Annotated in this window: 18 protein-coding genes; 5 read left to right on the forward strand and 13 right to left on the reverse strand. The window is 52.5% G+C overall.

Annotation, left to right across the window (positions count from 1 at the left end):
- Positions 1 to 97 precede the first annotated feature (97 nt).
- The 4 genes from SH528x_RS36815 to SH528x_RS36830 are packed head-to-tail and all read right to left on the reverse strand — an operon-like array spanning position 98 to position 3,150.
- Entirely contained in the window at positions 98 to 1,216 is a 1,119-nt protein-coding gene (locus SH528x_RS36815) for an AAA family ATPase (RefSeq protein ID WP_442508394.1), read from the reverse strand.
- Positions 1,213 to 1,956 (reverse strand): RNA ligase family protein, encoded by a 744-nt coding sequence (locus SH528x_RS36820; RefSeq protein ID WP_442508395.1) that lies wholly within the window; start codon positions 1,954 to 1,956, stop codon positions 1,213 to 1,215. The genes SH528x_RS36815 and SH528x_RS36820 overlap by 4 nt, the downstream gene beginning before the upstream one ends.
- Positions 1,953 to 2,732: a tRNA(His) guanylyltransferase Thg1 family protein gene (locus tag SH528x_RS36825; protein ID WP_442508396.1), complete on the reverse strand. Its 780-nt coding sequence runs from the start codon at positions 2,730 to 2,732 to the stop codon at positions 1,953 to 1,955. Before SH528x_RS36825 ends, SH528x_RS36820 begins: the two co-directional genes overlap by 4 nt.
- A complete protein-coding gene (locus SH528x_RS36830; RefSeq protein ID WP_442508397.1) occupies positions 2,722 to 3,150 on the reverse strand; it encodes an AAA family ATPase in 429 nt (142 codons plus the stop codon). The genes SH528x_RS36825 and SH528x_RS36830 overlap by 11 nt, the downstream gene beginning before the upstream one ends.
- A 432-nt stretch (positions 3,151 to 3,582) precedes the next feature.
- On the opposite strand from SH528x_RS36830, the gene SH528x_RS36835 reads away from it, so the two are divergent.
- The gene (locus SH528x_RS36835; protein ID WP_442508398.1) at positions 3,583 to 5,007 is read left to right on the forward strand and encodes an AAA family ATPase; all 1,425 of its coding nucleotides are present in this window, start codon (positions 3,583 to 3,585) and stop codon (positions 5,005 to 5,007) included.
- 76 nt (positions 5,008 to 5,083) lie between these two features.
- On the opposite strand, the gene SH528x_RS36840 is transcribed toward SH528x_RS36835, so the two are convergent.
- The 3 genes from SH528x_RS36840 to SH528x_RS36850 all read right to left on the reverse strand — a co-directional run bounded on the left by SH528x_RS36840 (position 5,084) and on the right by SH528x_RS36850 (position 6,772).
- Positions 5,084 to 5,338, reverse strand: a complete 255-nt coding sequence (locus tag SH528x_RS36840; RefSeq protein ID WP_442508399.1) for a DUF4291 family protein — start codon at positions 5,336 to 5,338, stop codon at positions 5,084 to 5,086.
- A gap of 107 nt (positions 5,339 to 5,445) precedes the next feature.
- Positions 5,446 to 6,012: an exonuclease domain-containing protein gene (locus SH528x_RS36845; protein ID WP_442508400.1), complete on the reverse strand. Its 567-nt coding sequence runs from the start codon at positions 6,010 to 6,012 to the stop codon at positions 5,446 to 5,448.
- Position 6,013: 1 nt separating this feature from the next.
- Positions 6,014 to 6,772, reverse strand: a complete 759-nt coding sequence (locus SH528x_RS36850) for a hypothetical protein (RefSeq protein WP_442508401.1) — start codon at positions 6,770 to 6,772, stop codon at positions 6,014 to 6,016.
- 359 nt (positions 6,773 to 7,131) lie between these two features.
- On the opposite strand from SH528x_RS36850, the gene SH528x_RS36855 reads away from it, so the two are divergent.
- The 3 genes from SH528x_RS36855 to SH528x_RS36865 all read left to right on the forward strand — a co-directional run bounded on the left by SH528x_RS36855 (position 7,132) and on the right by SH528x_RS36865 (position 9,599).
- A complete protein-coding gene (locus tag SH528x_RS36855) occupies positions 7,132 to 7,593 on the forward strand; it encodes an alpha/beta hydrolase family protein (RefSeq protein WP_442508402.1) in 462 nt (153 codons plus the stop codon).
- Positions 7,590 to 8,348: an alpha/beta hydrolase gene (locus SH528x_RS36860; protein ID WP_442508403.1), complete on the forward strand. Its 759-nt coding sequence runs from the start codon at positions 7,590 to 7,592 to the stop codon at positions 8,346 to 8,348. Before SH528x_RS36855 ends, SH528x_RS36860 begins: the two co-directional genes overlap by 4 nt.
- Positions 8,349 to 8,651: 303 nt before the next feature.
- The gene (locus SH528x_RS36865; protein ID WP_442508404.1) at positions 8,652 to 9,599 is read left to right on the forward strand and encodes a hypothetical protein; all 948 of its coding nucleotides are present in this window, start codon (positions 8,652 to 8,654) and stop codon (positions 9,597 to 9,599) included.
- Between the two features lie 133 nt (positions 9,600 to 9,732).
- Here the strand turns inward: SH528x_RS36865 and SH528x_RS36870 are convergent, their stop codons facing one another.
- From SH528x_RS36870 to SH528x_RS36895, 6 genes are all read right to left on the reverse strand, one after another.
- A complete protein-coding gene (locus SH528x_RS36870; protein WP_442508405.1) occupies positions 9,733 to 10,290 on the reverse strand; it encodes a GNAT family N-acetyltransferase in 558 nt (185 codons plus the stop codon).
- Positions 10,283 to 10,798, reverse strand: coding sequence for a DUF6933 domain-containing protein (locus tag SH528x_RS36875; RefSeq protein WP_442508406.1), 516 nt, complete (start codon positions 10,796 to 10,798; stop codon positions 10,283 to 10,285). The genes SH528x_RS36870 and SH528x_RS36875 overlap by 8 nt, the downstream gene beginning before the upstream one ends.
- Positions 10,799 to 11,181: 383 nt before the next feature.
- Positions 11,182 to 12,789, reverse strand: coding sequence for a hypothetical protein (locus tag SH528x_RS36880; protein WP_442508407.1), 1,608 nt, complete (start codon positions 12,787 to 12,789; stop codon positions 11,182 to 11,184).
- A 718-nt stretch (positions 12,790 to 13,507) separates the two neighbouring features.
- On the reverse strand, positions 13,508 to 15,571 hold the full coding sequence (locus SH528x_RS36885; RefSeq protein ID WP_442508408.1) for a sulfatase family protein: 2,064 nt from the start codon (positions 15,569 to 15,571) through the stop codon (positions 13,508 to 13,510).
- 57 nt (positions 15,572 to 15,628) lie between these two features.
- Positions 15,629 to 15,850, reverse strand: coding sequence for a hypothetical protein (locus SH528x_RS36890; RefSeq protein WP_442508409.1), 222 nt, complete (start codon positions 15,848 to 15,850; stop codon positions 15,629 to 15,631).
- Positions 15,851 to 17,398, reverse strand: coding sequence for a sulfatase (locus tag SH528x_RS36895; protein WP_442508410.1), 1,548 nt, complete (start codon positions 17,396 to 17,398; stop codon positions 15,851 to 15,853).
- Positions 17,399 to 17,638: 240 nt separating this feature from the next.
- Here SH528x_RS36895 and SH528x_RS36900 point away from each other — a divergent pair, with 240 nt between their 5' ends.
- Positions 17,639 to 18,346 carry a copper homeostasis protein CutC gene (locus SH528x_RS36900; RefSeq protein WP_442508411.1) on the forward strand — a complete coding sequence of 236 codons (708 nt, stop codon included), beginning with the start codon at positions 17,639 to 17,641 and terminating at the stop codon, positions 18,344 to 18,346.
- The last annotated feature ends 2 nt before the right edge of the window (positions 18,347 to 18,348 follow it).

Consider the following 18,348-nt stretch of genomic DNA (forward strand, 5'->3'; position numbering starts at 1 on the left):
GTTGCGTCTCGATTGTGTGCGTGGAAAGTTGATCTTGAATTGTCTTACGCGGTTTACTGTTGCGAGTGCTGACGGCGGACGAGAGACGTAAATGGAATTACGAATCTCCGGTTGAGAAGATCACAGAGTGACCTTCGGCCCAAGTTGGCGGCTCGCACTTTGCCGCTAGTTTCCTGATGACTTTCTCGGGAACCGGGTTCGCCCGACTCTTGTTTTGTTTGAGCAGGTCATTGAATAACGGCTCAACATAAACCAATTCGATACGAGCGTTGTAGTCGGTGAACAAGTCGATCCAGCGTCCGCGGGTCTGCTTCATCGTGTTCGTCGCGTTGAAGGCAAATGACCTTCCGGCTCGAAGGTGCTCACGGCATCGCTCACGCGCCAGTTGCACCACGTGGCCCTGATTATCGGTCGGATCGACGTTGAGTTCTCCACGAATGTCGTCCAAGCCGACCACAGGTAAGTCACCGCGGTTTCGAGACAACCAAGAATCCTTGCCGCTACCGGGCAGGCCAGCCATCACCGTCACCTGACAGGAAAACTCTTCGTGAGGCACGTAGTGCAGATTGGGATGACGTTGCTGAAAGAACAGAAATCGAGCATGGTCGTTGGCGAACGGATACTGCTTGTCGTAGCAGTCCGACTCTTCCGAGAGCAACTTCCAATAATTCAGGTTCTCTTCAGGACGAGTCATCGAATCGGTGTTTCGCCCACGAGTGTCCGCAAGAGCAAACAAATAGAGCAACCGGTTCTCGACAAGCCACGACAGTCGAACCACCTCGTGTGTCGGTTCTGTGCGTTCCAGCAAAAAGGCTGGCCGACCGTGGTATCGGACGAGTCGTGCAATCTCCTCACGGGTTTTCAGATCGCACGCCAATTCTCGCAGAACTGCTCGGACGAGATGCTCACCCTTCACAGCATGTTTTGGCGAAGTGATACGTCCCGTGTTGGGATCGACCTGAGAGGTCAGCGGTTTGGCAGCGTCATGGAATAGTGCAGTGAAGATCAACGATGTTCTCTGGTGAGCAGACAGATCAGACCATTCATCCAGCCTTGTAAGCTCCGTGCAAACCATCTTGGTATGTGTCCAGACATCTCCTTCGGAGTGCCACTCGGCATCCTGTGCGCAGTCCGCCATCGCTCGGCACCATGGCTTGGTTTCTGCCCATGCCACGATGTCGTCAAGCGTCTGATTTTTGAGTTGCTCCCAATTCATGACCAAATATCCACGTCATCTGCAAGCTCGTTGGGCACCATCACCTGCTGCTGCCAGTGAGTGCTCTGCTTGATTTTCTCGACGAATGCTGGCCGAACAAACTTGGCTCGCCCAGTTACTAATCCCTCTGCTTCCGTTCTAAAGTACAGCCCTTCCATCAAGTTGTCCGTCTGATTGGTTTCGGGGTTCTCGAACTGACTGTCAAACTTCGACGGACCAATTAGCGTTTCCATCTCTTTTCGTCTCAGGACGCCCGTGTGCAAAACGGGAACCGTTTCAATTCCCGTGTCTTCAAGCAGACTCAATCGTTTCTGGAGATCGAGAAACGCTTCCGCCTCTTTGTCATAGAGGTCGAACTCGAAAAAGTAATGCGTAAGCTGACGATAGAAGATCGAGTGACGTGCGTAGGCCCATTCACCAAACAGGATATAACGCTGCTGCAGCCGCTCTTCCAAGACATTTCGTTTGACCACCGCCCATTGTTTGAACAAGTCGTACTGTGGATGCATTCCCTCAGTGATCAAGTGGCCTCGGCACTGTAGAACGATTTCACCATCGTCCGAGAAGTGAATCCCGACGTTGGTTCCGTCGATTTTTTCTTCGACGATCAGAGATTCGTCCGCAATGAATTCACACGATTCTGCTTCGCCTAGATGTTTGTCGTCTGCGGTTCCCTTGGATCCGAACAAGTGAGGAGTGCGAGGATATTTGACGAAATTGCCGTTTGAGGCACCCATCATGTCGCTCCAGCTGTTCGTGATTGTGAAATTATCGATTCGACGAAAATGCCGTAATCGCTCTTCATCGGAAGTTCGTAGTCCGTTTGGATGCGTTTTCTGCGAGCAACCGTCTCCGTCTTTGTCATTGGGTTGATCGAAGTCTTAGCGTAGTTTCCCCAGTACAAGCCGACGCCCCGTCTCTGCCAACTTGGAATATCGTTGAAGTTGATACCGTACTGAAACAGCAACTCGTTCTTTTGGCTTACGGATTTTCCGAGCAGTTTCTTTGTGGCCTGCTGTTCGCTGAAGCCGTCTTTTCGCAATGTCCAGTAACACCATGAATTCAGGGCGTTTCGAGAAGCATCTTCATTTCGCCAGCGGAAGTAATCGACAACCTGCTCGATGTTAGGCAACTGCGAAATGCGGCAATCGAAGGATGCAGCTTGACCTAACCTTACTGAAAACTGGGCACTCGCCTCACCGGCCAACGTTGAATTGTACTTACGCAACTTGCGACCAAACACTCGCTCATCAGGATCGAAGAGCAGCGAGATTTCATCGCTCTCGGTATAAGCGTAAATCACTTTGAATCCACAATTCATCAGCGATTTGGTTGTTGCCACCATCAAATCGCGGAATCGAACATCGAACGGTGCTTCAAATTGACAGGCATTCTTCGTCAATCGGGTAAAGCTGCGACCGTCGATGCGAGCAACCATAAACATGCCCGGCAACACACATAAATCGGCGGCGGTTTCATAGACCCGCATTTTCTTGTCAAGATCGTCAAACTTCATCTTTCCATTCCTCTAACGCAAACCCACTGTTTTCAATTCTCACGTACCACAATTCGTCGAAGCCCTCGTCCAGCTTTGGAAGTTCCAACTTCTTTGCAGTCGAAAGAATCGCTACTTCTGGCACTCGATCAGTCCGTTCCTTGTTCCTTCTTAAGCAGTCGTCCACTTTTGAGCGAAAGTAGTAGCCGATCACTCTAAATCCTGAATCCCGTGACTTACCGATGTACTTGGCTCGTTCGTCGCAAGTCGGATTCGTGTTGTCGATGACAAACCGCTGCTGCGTCTCTATGCAAACCTCAAGAATACGGTTTTCCCGATTCCGAGTTCGCAAAAGATCGAGGCTGATCCGCACGTGAGTTGCAAAGAATCGCTCTTTAAAGAACGAAGACTTTCCTGACCCTTGCAGACCAGTAAACACAACAGCTTCCATCTCATTCACTCGTGCCACAACCAATAAAAAAAGCCCACACGGTTGACCTGCACCGTGTGGGCTTGAGTTGAGTCTCAATAGGTGAGTGCCGGATTACGCCATCAAAATGACAGTTCTTCAGAATGTTGTTGATTCGCATGAGGCATGACGCACATTCCTTTTCGGTCTCGAGTTGCTTAGGTGACACTTTGCGTGACAAAAAGGTTCGCTAGCGAATCTGGCGAAGCACTTTCGCTATAATTTCCGTTCGCAACGTTTCACCACTCGTGCTATTGATGAACAAGTTACAGATAGCCTGTGAACATGCTGTCGATCCGTTGTGTCTTCGATCTGTTGTGTCGGAGCAATTAGGGACGCACTACCGCAGAATCTTGAACGACAGAATTACCCGTTGATCGCGTACGACGAAGAGAGTCAAAAATGGAATACTTAGGGTGGCTGCTAGTGGGGCTGTTGATGGGCGGCGGGATTTCGTACATCGTGACGAGGTGCATCAAGACCGCAAGTCACGATCGTAGTACCGTCGCTGCGTTGCTGCACTCCCATTTTCATCCAATCAAGATCGACAGCATTACGATCTCTGAACGAGAGTTTCCATTCCGAGTTCGTGCCGACCTTCAACGAGCGATTGACAGGCTGTTCGGCGACGACACCGAAGTGCTGCACTTCTGTGGGGTCCGCAAAGAATACTCTCACGAAGGCGTGTCTCTTGCCGACTGTGTGATCGAAAGTGAACACTATCCCCCTGTTTCGATCCCACCCGAGTTCGAGGAAATCGACATTGGTGACGAAACTCCAGTCAGAGTTCTCAAAGTCGGCCTTTGGCTTCTCGAAAAGAACCAGAGTCGATTTGCTGTTCTGTTGACCCCCACCGGACAATACGGCCAGATTACCGGAATGAAATTTCAAGTCGGTACGCCGAATTCTCCCGAGGGTACAAAAATCGCCCAGAGCTTTTTTAAGCACTTGGAAGAAGCAATCCTGAAGGCAGAGTCTTACCGTGGCAAAACATTGTCACTTGAACAGTCTGAACATTCCTACACCGGACAATCGACTGGCATCACCGTTCACAAGCTTCGGTTGGTTGAACGAGAGAACGTCATTCTGCCTGAATCGACGCTAAAACTACTTGAACGCAATGTTATTCAGTTTGTTCAACAGCGAGAGCGTCTCTCGAAGTTCAAGCAATCGACGAAAAAGGGGATTCTGTTCTACGGGCCTCCGGGAACGGGAAAGACACACACCATTCACTATCTATCACGTGCATTGGAAGACCACACGACGCTATTGATTTCCGCTGAACAAGTCGGACTGTTGTCCGAGTACATGACATTGGCCCGTCTGTTGCAACCGAGCATGGTCGTACTCGAAGATGTCGATCTAATTGCCAGAGATCGTGCCAATATGAACAGCCCCTGCGATGAAATCTTGCTCAACAAGCTACTCAACGAAATGGACGGATTAAAGCAAGATGCCGACATCCTTTTCATTCTTACGACGAACCGACCGGAGTCACTCGAAGCAGCGCTGGCTTCTCGACCAGGACGAATCGATCAAGCGATTGAGTTTCCACTTCCCAATGATTCTGGCCGTAACAAGCTCATTCGACTCTACTCGGAAGGCATTTCGCTATCAGACGAAGTTGTTGCAGATGTCGTTCGACGTACAGAAGGCGTGAGCGCTGCCTTCATCAAGGAACTGATGCGGCGATCCGTACAGTTCCACATTGAGCGCAATGGTTCTGGAGAGATCAACAGCGAGGATGTCTCCAACGCACTTGACGAAATGCTTGTCAGTGGCGGATCGCTAAATCTTAAACTACTCGGCGCATCTGGCATCGAGTAAACTATCGTTGCTGTCGTATCCCTCGGACACCGAATTCTTCGGACACTGAGGCAACGATTGTTCCGTAGACCATGTTTCAATCCGGCAATTCAAGTCCAATGTGTTTTGCAATCGATTGATCGGCGGGGACGTAGGGCTCTTCAGCAGGCGTCAACAACTCGTCACTTGGCAAATTTGCAACCTCGACTCGCTGCTCCGCGACAAAGTCGCTGACATCGATGATCTCGAGAGCTTCACGTTTGCCATAGACTTCGAGTGTCTCGCCTCGCAACCCAAGCTGGATCGCTCGACGTTCACACTTGTGGCCCGTTGGGGTGTGATCTGGGCCCATTGCAAACGTACATTTGATCGACCGACAGCAGACTGTGCCGAGCTCTTTCCGGCCACCTCAGCACTTGCTCGAAGTAGCTGGCCATATCGATTGACAACTTAGCATGATCACTCATCGTCATCACTCCTCATCGTCCTCAGAAGACGACACAGAACGTGAGCAATATTCCAAGCATCGTCGTCGCCACGGTGATGGGTGCCTTCAAGTTCAAGTCCGAGTTGTTTGTAAGCACCGTCCAAACCGAGTTCATGACCGGAGTCGATTGCAGCGGCGAACAAGGACTTTACATTCAGATGACTTGGGCCGAACGGATAACCGACGTTCAGATCCTTGCAGACTCGCTCGAACTGGCGACGGTCGTAGTCGCCCCAACTCGCCCAGAGCCGGTCTTTTGATCGGTACTCTTTCTTCAGGACCTTGACGGCATCTGCAAGACTTCCGGCATCCGTGAACATGTCTGGCGAGAGCGTCGTGAGTTCGGTACAGAAATCACTGATCTCTGACTGAACGGGCTTCACGAGAAAACTACGCTTCTCGGTTCGATCCAGCGACATCAGATCAATCGTGCAAAGACCGATCTCGATGATTTCGCTTGTTTGGCCGGGCGGCGGAGAGCCCTCCCAGCAGGTCGACTCCAAATCGACGACCAGAATCACATCAAGTGATCGTGCCATTTCATTTCCCTTGCGTCAACGCAGCCCGCTGTTCTTTTTCGAGGATCGCCGCGAGCTCTCGCAACAAGGCAGCACCATCGCCTCGGTAGGCACTCCCATGCTGACAAGCAAGCGTCGTAGGATTGAGCGAAGCCAGACGCTCCAAGATTGTGCCGGTCTTCGTTGAGTGGGCGTAGTAATCCATTGGTTTGCGCATGGTCTCGCTGGCAGTCAGAACCTCTGATTCTGTGATGGGTATTGTGTCCGCACCAGGCTGGGTGAATAGGTCGCCACACAATAGTGTGCGGGTTGTCTGGTCAAACAGTACGCCGCAGTCCCAACCGTGCGGCACATGTGGGGTATCAATCCACTGCCACGTCTTCTGACCGGTCGAGAAAGTCTCGCCATCAGCCAAACCTCGGCCCTCTCGGTCGGCATGATCGTTAAGCGATGTCATTAGACCAATGTGGCTGGCAAACGGAACTGCGTGTGGTGCTACAGCCAGAAACTCATTCATGGCACCGGATTCGTCGCCCTCGAAATGTGAGTAACCGATGTGGCGGATGCGGTCGAGCGGAATGACCTTCGAGATTGCTTCGGACACGAACGGAAACCATCGACGCCAGCCCGTGTGAAAGATCATCGGTTCATCGTCAACAATGAGGTACTGGCTGAGATTGAAACCACGGGGGATAGCATCGGTCCGCAGCGGAGTATTGATGCGGTAAATTCCTTCTGCAACCTCGTCGATTGTTGTTCCGGTGTGAGCATTCGTTTGCATGACGTGTTTCCGTTAAGAATGAATGGTCGTTATTTCGTATTGTCTGCCTTGTTTGTCGTAAAAACTAGATTCGTCCTTCCTGAAATTGATGTAGCCTGTTCATTCTACCAAGTCTTCATGCCGCTCGTGTTTCGGATCCGCGATGCTAAACTGATTTAGAATAAAGCATGCAACGTGCGTCATTTACGCCGGCCTTGCAGCTATTCTTTATATCCGAATAATGAATTACGTGCCGATTGAGAGTCTACCTGTGCGGTGCTTAGGAAACGATTTATCGATCGGTTCCCCAGACCTAATTTAGAATTGAAGATCATGCAAAATTGGATCGAGAAGTTCAAAAGCAGGGACGTTTGCGAAAAATGAAAGTCCTTTTCCTGCACGGCTGGACCAGCGTAGTCGGCGGACGCAAGCCTACGTTCCTCAAAACGAACGGTTATCAAGTTCTAAATCCTGCACTGCCGGATGATGACTTTGAGGAATCGGTTCGCATCGCCGAAGCCGAGTTCGATCAGCATCATCCTGATGTGATCGTTGGCAGCTCTCGTGGTGGTGCTGTTGCAGCCAACATGAACAGCGGCGATACACCACTCGTTCTCATTTGTCCTGCGTGGAAAAGCTGGGGCACGGCCACGACCGTCAAGCCGAACACGATCATTCTGCACTCAAGACGAGACGATGTGATTCCCTTTAGTGAGTCAGAGGAACTCGTCAGCAACAGCAACTTGCGGCCAGATGCATTGATCGAGATTGGCTCTGATCATCGTCTCGCTGATCCTGAACCGCTTCAAGCGATGCTGAGGGCGTGCGAGGAACTAACATGACCGGCAGTATTCTTGATCATCAAGCGATCAGCGGTCGCTATTTGTTTCCGCAGAATCGAACTGTTGACGCCCCATTCATGGTCAATACCGATGGCGCTAAGTTGACGTGCTATCGGAGGATCGTTGATCCCGATGACCTCACGATAATCCACTTCCACGGAAACGGAGAGGCGGTTGCGGACTACATTCCGTTCATGGCGGACTTGTTCGCAGACATGCGGCTGAACTCACTGTTTGTCGAGTATCGAGATTACGGCGGATCGACCGGCAAAGCGAAGCTTGTTGCGATGTTGGGTGATGGCGAAGCAGCAATGATTTCTGCTGGTGTTTCGCCAGAAAAAGCCATCGTCTTTGGTCGATCCATCGGATCGCTTTATGCCATCGAGTTAGCTCATCGTCAGCCTAAGATTGCTGGCTTGGTCATCGAGAGTGGCATCGCCGACCCATCAGAACGGTTCCTGAGTTACGCAGACTTGGAGTCGGTAGGATTCGACGAGGCCGACGTACGCACCGAAGTCAAACGATACTTCAACCACAAGAACAAGCTGGCAGGATATACCAACCCGTTGTTGACACTACACACCGAGAAAGACGGCTTGATCGACATCTCCCACGCCGAACGCAATCACAAGTGGGCTGGGTCACGCCAGAAGCGGCTTGTGCGATTCCCAAACGGCAACCACAACACGATTTTCAATGCGAATGAAAGGGAATACCTCGATGCGGTTGGAAGTTTCGTGCGGAGTGTCCAGTGATGGCTGCACCCATGAATAATTAATGAACGGACAGACGGACGAACGAATCAAAAATGCAAATTAATTGCTGGAAGAAGTCTTGCAACACGTTTGGTCGTAGCCCCCCGCCAACTCGTGTGTGCATTGATTGTATGGACGAGGGGATAAATTGGACGAGGGGCGGTGTTGCAATTCCAATGGTCACTTTTATCAGCGCCCTGATGTCTGACGAATGAAGCCTGACAATTGGGGGACGCCGAGCGTCAATGTTATTTTGTCGTCGGATTGCGAAGCACTGTCTTGTTTGACCGAAAGGAAACCTGAATGTTAAACGATTTCAACGAACGGCTTGCGATTGCCAAAGCGAACCTCCGACAGAGAGACAAGCTTGTAGCGATGTTAAGTTCCGCCCGCCGTTTGCTGACAAAAGCAAAACACGAGCAGACGAGTCTGAGGCAGATCGTTGAGAAAGAGCATTCGGATCTCGCTGCGTTGGAAGGACTAAGTCTCACTGGATTGCTTCATGCCATGCTTGGCAGCAAGGAGCAGAGACTTGATAAAGAGCGACAAGAGTTTGTCGCCGCGAAACTGAAATTTGATCAAGCTACCGCCGGCGTTGATTATCTCCGTGAGGAAGTGCAGCGATTGACGGACGAGTCATCGCGATTGGAAAACGCTGGCACGCAGTACGAACGTGTGCTTGTCGAAAAAGAGCAATATCTTTCGGATAACGACAGCGACGTTGCAAGAAAGCTTGTTGAACTAACGCAGCGGATCGCGGATTTAGCGGCAGACCAAAAGGAACTTGATGAGGCCGTTGAGGCGGGGCAGTTCGCACTTCAATCGGTTGAAGAAATCCAAGACACACTTGTTTCCGCCGCCAACTGGGGCGTGCTGGATATGTTCGGCGGCGGCATGCTGACGACGATGGCAAAACACTCAAAGATCGACGCCGCCAAGGATCAAGCCAGAATCGCGCAAAGGAGGTTACTGCGATTTGAAGAAGAACTTGCGGATGCTGACGAGCGACTTCAGGTATCGCTGCAGATCGATGGATTCTCGAAGTTTGCAGATTACTTCTTCGATGGACTGATTTCCGATTGGATTGTCCAATCAAAAATCAGCAATGCAAAAGCGGAATGCTCCAGCATCATCTCTCGCGTGAAAGCTGCGATGCGAGATTGTCAGAATCGTCGGGATTCGGTTGGGTCTGAGATTAAGACGCTGACCGAAAGCAAAAGAAAATTAATCGAAACGGGGACAGCCGAATGAATTCAGTCTGACAATTCGTCTGTCCAACATTCGGCTGTCAAAACGTTTTCAGTGCGGTTTCGAGCTTCCTTCATCCTTTGATTCGACTGTCAATTCTTTACAAGTGTTTCACACGGTGATGTTGAGTTCATGGCTATCCAAAAGCTCCAAACGGCGGCGAATATTTCACCGAGCCTGTTGTGCCCCTCAAGACACCCGACTCAAGCTCCATCGCCATCCATGCTTCGCTACCGCCGAATGGTGAGTCCAGTGGCCGAGCCAATTCGGAAGAGAAACCGAATCGGGGATAGAACTTGGGATGACCGAGCACAACGACGATCTCGTAACCATCTTCTCGGCATGATTGCAGCCCTGCTTCCACCAGTTTGCTTCCGATGCCTTGCCGTTGATGACTAGGCAGCACGGCCATCGGTGCCAGAGATACCGCATCAATGGCTCGATCTTTGGTCAGGATCGAGACTTGGCTGAACAAAATGTGTCCAACCATTTTTCCGTCGAGTTCAGCAATTAGTGAGACCACGACAAATCCACCTTTACGCAAAGCTTCAACCAAATTCGCCTCTGCATCGTTTCCGAATGCTGCGTGATTGACGTTCCAAATCAATTGACGATCATCGGTGCTTTCGGGGCGAATTGTGACGTTCATTCTTTCCTCTTCGTTCTGGCGTCTCGCAGCTTCCACGTCACTCATCAGTCTTTCGATTTAACAGGTTCACAAAGACTTCCTTGGGGTGGCCATACTTGCGATCATCAAGGCCGACCAATGCTGACAACGGCGTTACGTTCAGCTTATAGCCAATATCGCTCGCTGCCATGCCATCATCGAGCATCAGCTTTGCCGCAAAGATATGATCACTCATCGATCCAATCACAGAGCGATTCAACGCTTTGGCAAAGCTGACCGCTCCACTCGAGGGAGCGATGTATTTTCGGTAAAGCAGCTGCTGTCCGTCATCGGCTGTGAAGTCTCGAATCGTGTCCAGGGCTCGGGCGATAAAAGTGCTGTCGTTCGTGATCCCTTTTCCAAACATGACGCACGAGTAGAAAGACTTTGTATTGCACAGAATGACGTACTGGGTTCGATTTACCGTGAACAAGTGCCCCGACCAATCCGCGTACTCGTTGTCATCGAGCGGCATCTCCGAAAGTTTGCCTGCTTTGATTTTCGTAGCAAGTTTATGAGAGAGACGAATGATCATGAATTACCCACACTGACACAGAAGTTTGTCGGGTCGCCACGTTCCTATAAGAATACGTAGTCGACACCGGTGTCGCCGAAGTCAATTAAACTGGAACGCTGCACGAGTCAAGTTGAACAAACAATTGGACCGTCCACCGTTTACGTCGTGAGTCGCTCCAATCCTGCTGCGTGTTCCGACACCAGTCTATCCGGTGACCATTGTTTTGATCAGACCCGTATTTCACTGTAATTGCGACAGCATTCCGAGCCATGGAAAATGCGACGAAGCAAACTTCGATCATCGTAAATCCCGTGTTTCGCACACGTTAGAAGCTTTGCGACGAGACAGTTTGGGCGGGCGGTACCCACTGTCCTCTTCCTCGCAGCCGAACAACGGACAAGCTAGGGCTGGGCGTGGTACAGATACATTGCACCGTACGTCCAATTGCTCTTTGGCATACCAGGATAGTTTTGGCGATCCATCATTAGTGCGATGTACGGCACTGGGTAACCGTCGGGAAGGGGGATGATGTTGGGCCAGATTCGCGTTCCTGTATTCTCGTTCCACGGCGGCAGATGCATGTTCAACTCACCGACCGGTTCCAGCTCGGGATAGCTGCGGATATAGACTTTGCGATCGGCGCTACCGAAGAAGACATAGCGTGAGTCGCCGACCTTTTGAATCAAAGTCCCCGTACTGTCCATCTCAACGGGACCGGCCAAGCGTTCATATCCGCGATCCCAATAATCGGATTCCCACATTCCCGCTCGATACTTACCCGCTTTCTCGGACAGCAACAAATGCCATTTCCCCGCCTCCGAATCGTAGACACCGTGGGGGTCTTCGTGCTGTCCTGCCAGGCCGATCGGCTTGGCGTGCATGATTGAAAAACCACGCCGCGGATCACGATCACTCCAGACCGCGAGAATCGCCTTTTCTTCTTGTTTCGATTTCGTCCCCAGTGCGCTGAAGCCGGTTGTCCAGCCTCGCCACTGTTTCGATGACTCGTCGTAGAACAGGTGTGAGGCGAGTTCATTCCGCCAAAGTCCGTCATCCATATCAAAGACGATAATGCCCTCGAAGCGAATGTCGAAAACCGATGGGTCCATCGAAAACACCCCTTGCATCGGTGGTGGCAAGGCACGTCCGCGAACCGTCATCGTCAACCACACGCGGCCTTGATCTAACAGTGGCTCACCGAACTGGTTAGTGATCGCACGAATGTCGGCTTGTCCACAACCGGGCGTCAAGGCGGACAGGACTTCGTCAATTTCAGCGGATGAGTTTGCTTCGAGGTCACTCGACAAGCGAAACTCGTAACGCGAGATCACGTCTTTGCGGCGAAGTTCGAGATGTTCATTAACATCGGGATACCCGACCAGATGCGACTTTCCTTCGGAATCGAGGTACAGGTTCACTCCGACCGCCAACATCTGGACACGTAGCCGCATCGGCCCCGTTGTCCTGACGTCGTCAGGCCAAGCATATTCTTGACGACTGACTTCCTGTCCGTCCTTGACCACAACCCATTCGATCGCTTGGTACTTGTCGTCCTTGGCAACAATGCACGCGGAAAGGAAGTTCTTTTGCTCGGTGTCACAAAAGCTTAACCCTATTCGCCCGCTCCCATCGAATTGGTGCAGGCTGAGTTCGTAAGTTGCGAAGGGATTAAATCCGCCGACCCACCGCTCGGACGATGCGTTGTGTTCGTCAGTCGAGATTCTCAGTCGCCCTGCTTCGATCGTGCCTCGGGTGTCGCCTGTCGGATCTCCCAGCTCGGGATGCATCAAGTCCAGTCCAACAATCTTATCGGGCTGTAGCGATGACAGTGGAATCTGCTGCGACCGATCAAAGATCATTCTCCTCGTTGCCTGACGGCGAAACACCAGCGACTGAGGGGTGACTTCAGGCGACTGAGCCAATCCGTCGATGCTGAGGACGCACTGCAAGACCGCCGCGATCAGCACCACAGGAGTTCGACATGGAGGGCAGGATCGGTGATATTTCATTCAACAATTCTCATTTTCTACGGTGGGCTGGTGTATCCCTGCGATGTTAATCACAAAGTGTACAGGGCGACGGCATGATATCGGTCGTCATGGTAAATAAGGAGTCGCCGTTAATAAACTGCATTGCTTTCGGGTGTGACGATCGCCCGTCTTTTTCGTCTCACGTTTTCTCTTTCTGACGAGCAAATAAATTCAGTCAGCCCCTTCGTCTGTCCCCATATTCGGCTGTCAAACGCGATCCGGTCAGTGACCTGCGACGTGCAGTCACCCAGTCGCAACGCGACGATAGGTTTTAGCCCCGGACGTCAGTCCGGGGAAAGACGCAGACATCCGGCTGCAAAGTCGCGAAGCGACGGCAGGAGGACCACGACGATTCGCCTTACCCCAGAGAAACGATTGAAGCTCATTTTGATGGGCGACATCGTTTTGTCTCGTTCGGTGAAATCGCCTGTCGTCGCGTTGCGACTGCCCCGACCGTTTTTTGCCAGACCACGGACTCACGTCCGTGGCTATTGCATGTCGTCACTTCGTGACTCGCAGTCACCCAGGGAATTTAGGGTGGGTCAAGTTCGCGAGGTGACTGGTGGGGCGTCGCAAATCGACAAACTCCCCCCAATAACTGATTTTGATTCAAACCTTTAATCGCGAACGCCGACCCACCAGACACATGGTTTTGTTTAACCCACCTTACATCAACTTGTAAATCGCACATCCCTTGTCACTTGCCAACTTCCGCCATATTGACAGCTCGAATCTTGAGGTCTTTGAAAAATTCATTCTCTTTGAATTTACCGGCGCGAGTGTCTTTGCCGTTGGTCCACAGCGATGTAGTGCTGCCGTCGGCATGGCGGATGCGAAGGTTGTCGAGATAGATCGTGAACGTGCCCGCTGTGCCGCCGCTGAAGATGACTCCGTGTTTACCCAGCGGACCAGGTGCGGTGCTGGCGAGACCCACGACGCGGTGCTCCCAGATACTTTTGCCGTCGGCGATGCCGGGGCCGGTGCTCTGATCGCGACCGAATTGATCCACGCCCATGCCGGGTTTGAACAGGGGACCGAAGGGTTTCGAATTGTTGCCTTCGAGCGTTGAGAAATACGGACGCCGCTTCGGCGCGTTCGCGGAAAAGGCGATATCGTATTCGATCCAATCGGTAGCGTATTGGGTGCCGTTCCAGTTCGCTAACGAGATCGCCATTCGATCTCTCGGCTTCGCTTTGTCGGTGATAGTCACAGTGACGGCCAGCACTTCGCCTTCGGGAGCAGCCGGTGCGTGGTATTTCGTGGGTGCAGGCTGGTGACTGATCGCGACGCCGATCGAATCGGCCCAGTCGTTCATCTTCGCCACGAGTGATCCGATCACATCAGGATGTGCCTCAGCGACATTGTTCGACTCGGTCTCGTCGTTTCTGATGTCGTAAAGTTCGTAGCGGTTGAAAAAGCGATGGAGCTTCCACAGGTCGGTACGGATCGCGTCCTCGTCACGCCAGACCCAGTAGTAACTTTCCACCGGGCTCGGCTGGTTGTCACGCAACGCGGGCCAGATATTCTTGCCGTCTAGCGGACGCGTCTGCGGCATCGTTGAGTCCGTCATCGCCATCAACGTGGAAAACATATCGAGTACACCGCACAGACCGTCCCACTTCCTTCCGCCGACGAGGCCGCCGTTGGGCCAGTGGAAGACGGTCGGCAAACGCACGCCGCCGTCGTAAATGGTGTGCTTGTGACCGCGCAGTGGCAGGCTGCTGCCAGCTTCCATCGCGCCGTTGTCGCTGGTAAAGACGAAAATCGTGTTGTCGATCAGACCGAGTTTTTCCAGCTCGGCAACGATGGCGGCGACGTTGTTATCCATCGAGTGCAACATCGCGGCATGGATGCGTTTCCCCTCGTCCGTCGTCTTTTCGCTGGCGGCAGGAAGCCCGGCAGCCTTATTCGGATCGATGGCGGCCAGATCGTCATCCTTTGCCTGAAGTGGTGCATGGGCAATGTGGAAAGGCACGTAACAGAAAAACGGACGTTCCTTGTTCTCGCGGATGAAGTCGATGGCGTAGTTCGTCACCAGATCGTCGGTGTAGCCTTCATCTTGCGGGCGGAACTCGAGATTGTGCCACCACGAGACCGGTCCACGTCCCTGGACGGTTCGGCGATTGAAATAATCCGCGCCGCCACCGTAATAAACCCATGCCTCGTCGAACCCATGGGCGTTAACGCCGTGTCCCCCTGCGAACTTTTTGTTCGGCATCTGTTTGAACGCCTCGGCGAACGCAGCTCGGAATTCCGGCGTATCAGGATCGTCACCGTTGTGCCATTTGCCGAAGATACCAGTGCGATAGCCGCTGGTTTTAAAACCTTCGGCAATGGTGGTCTCCTCTTTTTCCAATTCACCACCCACCTCCGGCGCCGTACCGACTCGGATCGGATGCCGTCCGGTCAGCAGCATCGCACGCGTCGGCGAACAAACGCACCAGCCCATGAACTGCGTCAGTTCGACGCCGCGTGAAAAGAGCCGGTCGATGTTCGGCGTCGGCACCCCGCCGCCGTGAACGCTCAAGTCGCCCCAGCCGACATCGTCGGCCATGATGTAAACGACGTTGGACTTGGTTGGCTCGGCCGCAACCGAATTCGTCACAGAGACACAAATCGAAAACAGCAACAGGACATGGAACTTCACGGCGACGCCGTGACCAAATCGCACTAGCCAGCACACACCGGGCGTTCTCGCCCTTGGAACGGAATGATGATCCGCAGTTTCGTTCATCAGCCGATTCGTCGTATTCTTGGGCATCCGCGTCTTTCTGTAATTGGAGTTCGGAGCGTTGTTCGTAAATGGCTGATCATATCGTCAACGGTAACGGACAGGACGTTTGGTCGCGTTTCCGTCTTGGTTTGGGAAGCGAATGTGAGGAGACAAGCAATGAGCGTCGCTCAGGATGAAAACGATATTCGGCTTCTCCGTTCCGATGGCCGTTGATGCCACAAAGTAAAACCCAAGAATTCGGGCGAACTTCAAGATGGTTTGCTGCAAGTCTCTGACTTGGTTGACCAGTGCGATAGATTGATGCATCTATTTCTCATCTTCTTCCAGCGGTCTTTGGTCTTCGAAGGCTCCCCAGGCAACGCGTTCGTCGTACTCTTTCGCCATCTTATAAAGTTCTGCGTCGTAGTCGGGATTTAGCTTGGGAATGCGTGCGCCGACCTGTTCGAAATAGTCCATCATTTCGCGGTACAACTTCTTGTGATTCTCGGGGTGAGCTTTGGCGATGTTGTGGGCTTCACCCATGTCGGCTGACAAGTCAAACAGCATCGGCACATCGGGACGGTCGTAGAAGTGCATTAGCTTTCGGTCGCCAGAGACCACGGCCGAATGCGGCATGCCAGACCGGTAGTGCGGATAGTGAAAGTACAAATTGCGGTTGAGAAACGACTCGCTTGGTTGTTCGCCCGCCATGTGGCCCGCCAGACTGACGCCATCGATGCTCTTCAGTGATTCCGGATCGCCGCCCGCCCAATCGACAAACGTCGGCAGGAAGTCGTAGTTGACGACGTTGCCTGCGAACACCGAGCCCGCTTGGATGCCTGGACCTTTGACGATCATCGGAACGCGAATGCCGCCTTGCCATACCCACCACTTCGCACCGTGATGCGGCTGGGTAAGGCCCGGCAAGAAGGAATGTCGATAACCATTGTCCGACACCATGATCACATAAGTATTGTCTTCGATTCCCAGTTCTTTGATACGGTCCAAGACAGCACCGATGCGTCCATCGAGGTCTTCGCCCATGCCCAACCAGATCGCCGGATCCGATTTTCGCGTCACGGTTTCGGCTGTCTTGCCGATTTTTTTGTAATAGGCCTGTACCGCGGGATGGTTCAGGTATTTCTCACGCGTCGCGGGTAGACACTCGCGGCCTTCGTGCATCGCGTAGTGAGAAATTTGTAAGTAGAAGGGCTGACCGGCTTCCACCTGATCCTCCATAAAGCCGATCGCCTTTTCCGTAACGCTGAACATCAGCTTAGGATCGGTTAAATCATCGGGTAGTCGCTGTTTAGCATTCTCAGGCAACGTGTTGCCTGGGTTGTTGTCCGTATCGCCATCATGCAACCCATAGCCTTCATCGCCGGGATTACCCCGCATGTGCCACTTGCCGATGTGAGCACTGACGTAACCCAGCGGCTTCAAAGCTTCGGGGATGGTGACCGCACCTTCGTCGATTGTCATGTCGGAGACGCAAGGGACAACTGGGAAGCCTTTGTATCCCTTTTCGTCGTAGTAATCTTGTCTGCCGTTGTTCATGTAGACGGTGAAACCGCTGCGCGGCGAAGACATTCCCGTCTGCACGCAGACGCGAGATGGCGAACATTGCGGCGAAGCGTAGGCGTTACGGAACTTCATCCCCTCGCGGGCAAGTCGCTCGACGTTCGGCATCTGCAGAACCGGAATTCGCGAGTTCTCCATGGCGTCGTCCATCGGTACCGGCGAACCATTCCACGCCCAGTCGTCGATGAACAGCAGCACGATGTTTGGTTTCGGTTGCGATGTCTCCGCTGCAAGGACGAAGCCTGAGCAGATGACTGTCGTGATTGCCAATGTGAAAGCGAGCAAGTTTTTCATGAATACTCTTTTATGGTTGCAGTGTACTATGATTGCGAATCGTCAAACTTTGATATGGGCGCCACAGCGATTCGTTAACAAGAATCGTTGGAAAGTGCGAGAAAAACCTTTTGCCCCAGAATTAAGACGTCTCCCAAACCAACGGCAGTCATTTTACTCTCTGGACTTCGCAGAAGCTTCGATCACATCGAAAAGTCGGCCCTGCTTGACTGCGCATGTTCCGCACACTCTGAGAATCTCATGCTACTGGAAATTTGCATCGACTGTATCGAATCGGCATTGGTGGCCGAGCAGGGTGGTGCACATCGAATCGAAATCTGCAGCAACCTATCCTCCGGTGGGACCACTCCGAGTTTGGGTCTCGTTCGCCAGTGCGTCCAGCGTTGTCAGATCCCTTGCATGGTGATGATTCGTCCGCACGATGGAGGCTTCGTCTACAGCGATGATGATATCCGCAGCATGCTGCATGACATCGACGCGGTCAAAGAATTGGGCGTGCAGGGAGTTGTGTTGGGCGCACTGACGCACGATGGAGACGTCGATGTGCGGGCGATGAAGCGATTGATTCAGGCATCCCGACCTCTTCAAATCACCTTCCATCGTGCCTTTGACATGACTCGCGATCCACTGCAAGCACTCGACACGATCATCGGACTAGGTGTCGATCGGTTGCTGACGTCCGGGCAAAGAGCGACCGCAGAAGAAGGCATGCAGCTGATCAAACTACTTGTTGACCGTGCCGATAATCGGCTGACGGTGATCGCCGGAGCGGGAATCAATGGCTCGAACGTACGCCGAATTTTGGAAGCAACGCAAGTTCGCGAAGTCCATGCCAGCGCCAGCGTGCCACGAAGTCCAGAGTTTGCGACTGGCGAAGTACGGTTCGGAGACCACAGTCGAGTGACGTCCGTGGAGCGAGTTCGCGAATTGATCGCGGCGATGTCTTAGGC

This window comes from Novipirellula methanifontis (assembly GCF_052161655.1).
Taxonomy (GTDB): domain Bacteria; phylum Planctomycetota; class Planctomycetia; order Pirellulales; family Pirellulaceae; genus Novipirellula.

Bases quoted from the DNA above. Each gene is read 5' to 3' on its own strand.
- SH528x_RS36835 (WP_442508398.1), top strand. From the start codon at position 3,583: ATGGAATACTTAGGGTGGCTGCTAGTGGGGCTGTTGATGGGCGGCGGG.
- SH528x_RS36825 (WP_442508396.1), bottom strand. From the start codon at position 2,732: ATGAAGTTTGACGATCTTGACAAGAAAATGCGGGTCTATGAAACCGCC.
- SH528x_RS36840 (WP_442508399.1), bottom strand. From the start codon at position 5,338: ATGGGCCCAGATCACACCCCAACGGGCCACAAGTGTGAACGTCGAGCG.
- SH528x_RS36880 (WP_442508407.1), bottom strand. From the start codon at position 12,789: ATGAAATATCACCGATCCTGCCCTCCATGTCGAACTCCTGTGGTGCTG.
- SH528x_RS36870 (WP_442508405.1), bottom strand. From the start codon at position 10,290: ATGAGTGACGTGGAAGCTGCGAGACGCCAGAACGAAGAGGAAAGAATG.
- SH528x_RS36850 (WP_442508401.1), bottom strand. From the start codon at position 6,772: ATGCAAACGAATGCTCACACCGGAACAACAATCGACGAGGTTGCAGAA.
- SH528x_RS36895 (WP_442508410.1), bottom strand. From the start codon at position 17,398: ATGAAAAACTTGCTCGCTTTCACATTGGCAATCACGACAGTCATCTGC.
- SH528x_RS36860 (WP_442508403.1), top strand. From the start codon at position 7,590: ATGACCGGCAGTATTCTTGATCATCAAGCGATCAGCGGTCGCTATTTG.
- SH528x_RS36815 (WP_442508394.1), bottom strand. From the start codon at position 1,216: ATGAATTGGGAGCAACTCAAAAATCAGACGCTTGACGACATCGTGGCA.
- SH528x_RS36875 (WP_442508406.1), bottom strand. From the start codon at position 10,798: ATGATCATTCGTCTCTCTCATAAACTTGCTACGAAAATCAAAGCAGGC.
- SH528x_RS36820 (WP_442508395.1), bottom strand. From the start codon at position 1,956: ATGATGGGTGCCTCAAACGGCAATTTCGTCAAATATCCTCGCACTCCT.
- SH528x_RS36885 (WP_442508408.1), bottom strand. From the start codon at position 15,571: ATGCCCAAGAATACGACGAATCGGCTGATGAACGAAACTGCGGATCAT.
- SH528x_RS36900 (WP_442508411.1), top strand. From the start codon at position 17,639: ATGCTACTGGAAATTTGCATCGACTGTATCGAATCGGCATTGGTGGCC.
- SH528x_RS36845 (WP_442508400.1), bottom strand. From the start codon at position 6,012: ATGGCACGATCACTTGATGTGATTCTGGTCGTCGATTTGGAGTCGACC.
- SH528x_RS36855 (WP_442508402.1), top strand. From the start codon at position 7,132: ATGAAAGTCCTTTTCCTGCACGGCTGGACCAGCGTAGTCGGCGGACGC.
- SH528x_RS36865 (WP_442508404.1), top strand. From the start codon at position 8,652: ATGTTAAACGATTTCAACGAACGGCTTGCGATTGCCAAAGCGAACCTC.
- SH528x_RS36890 (WP_442508409.1), bottom strand. From the start codon at position 15,850: ATGCATCAATCTATCGCACTGGTCAACCAAGTCAGAGACTTGCAGCAA.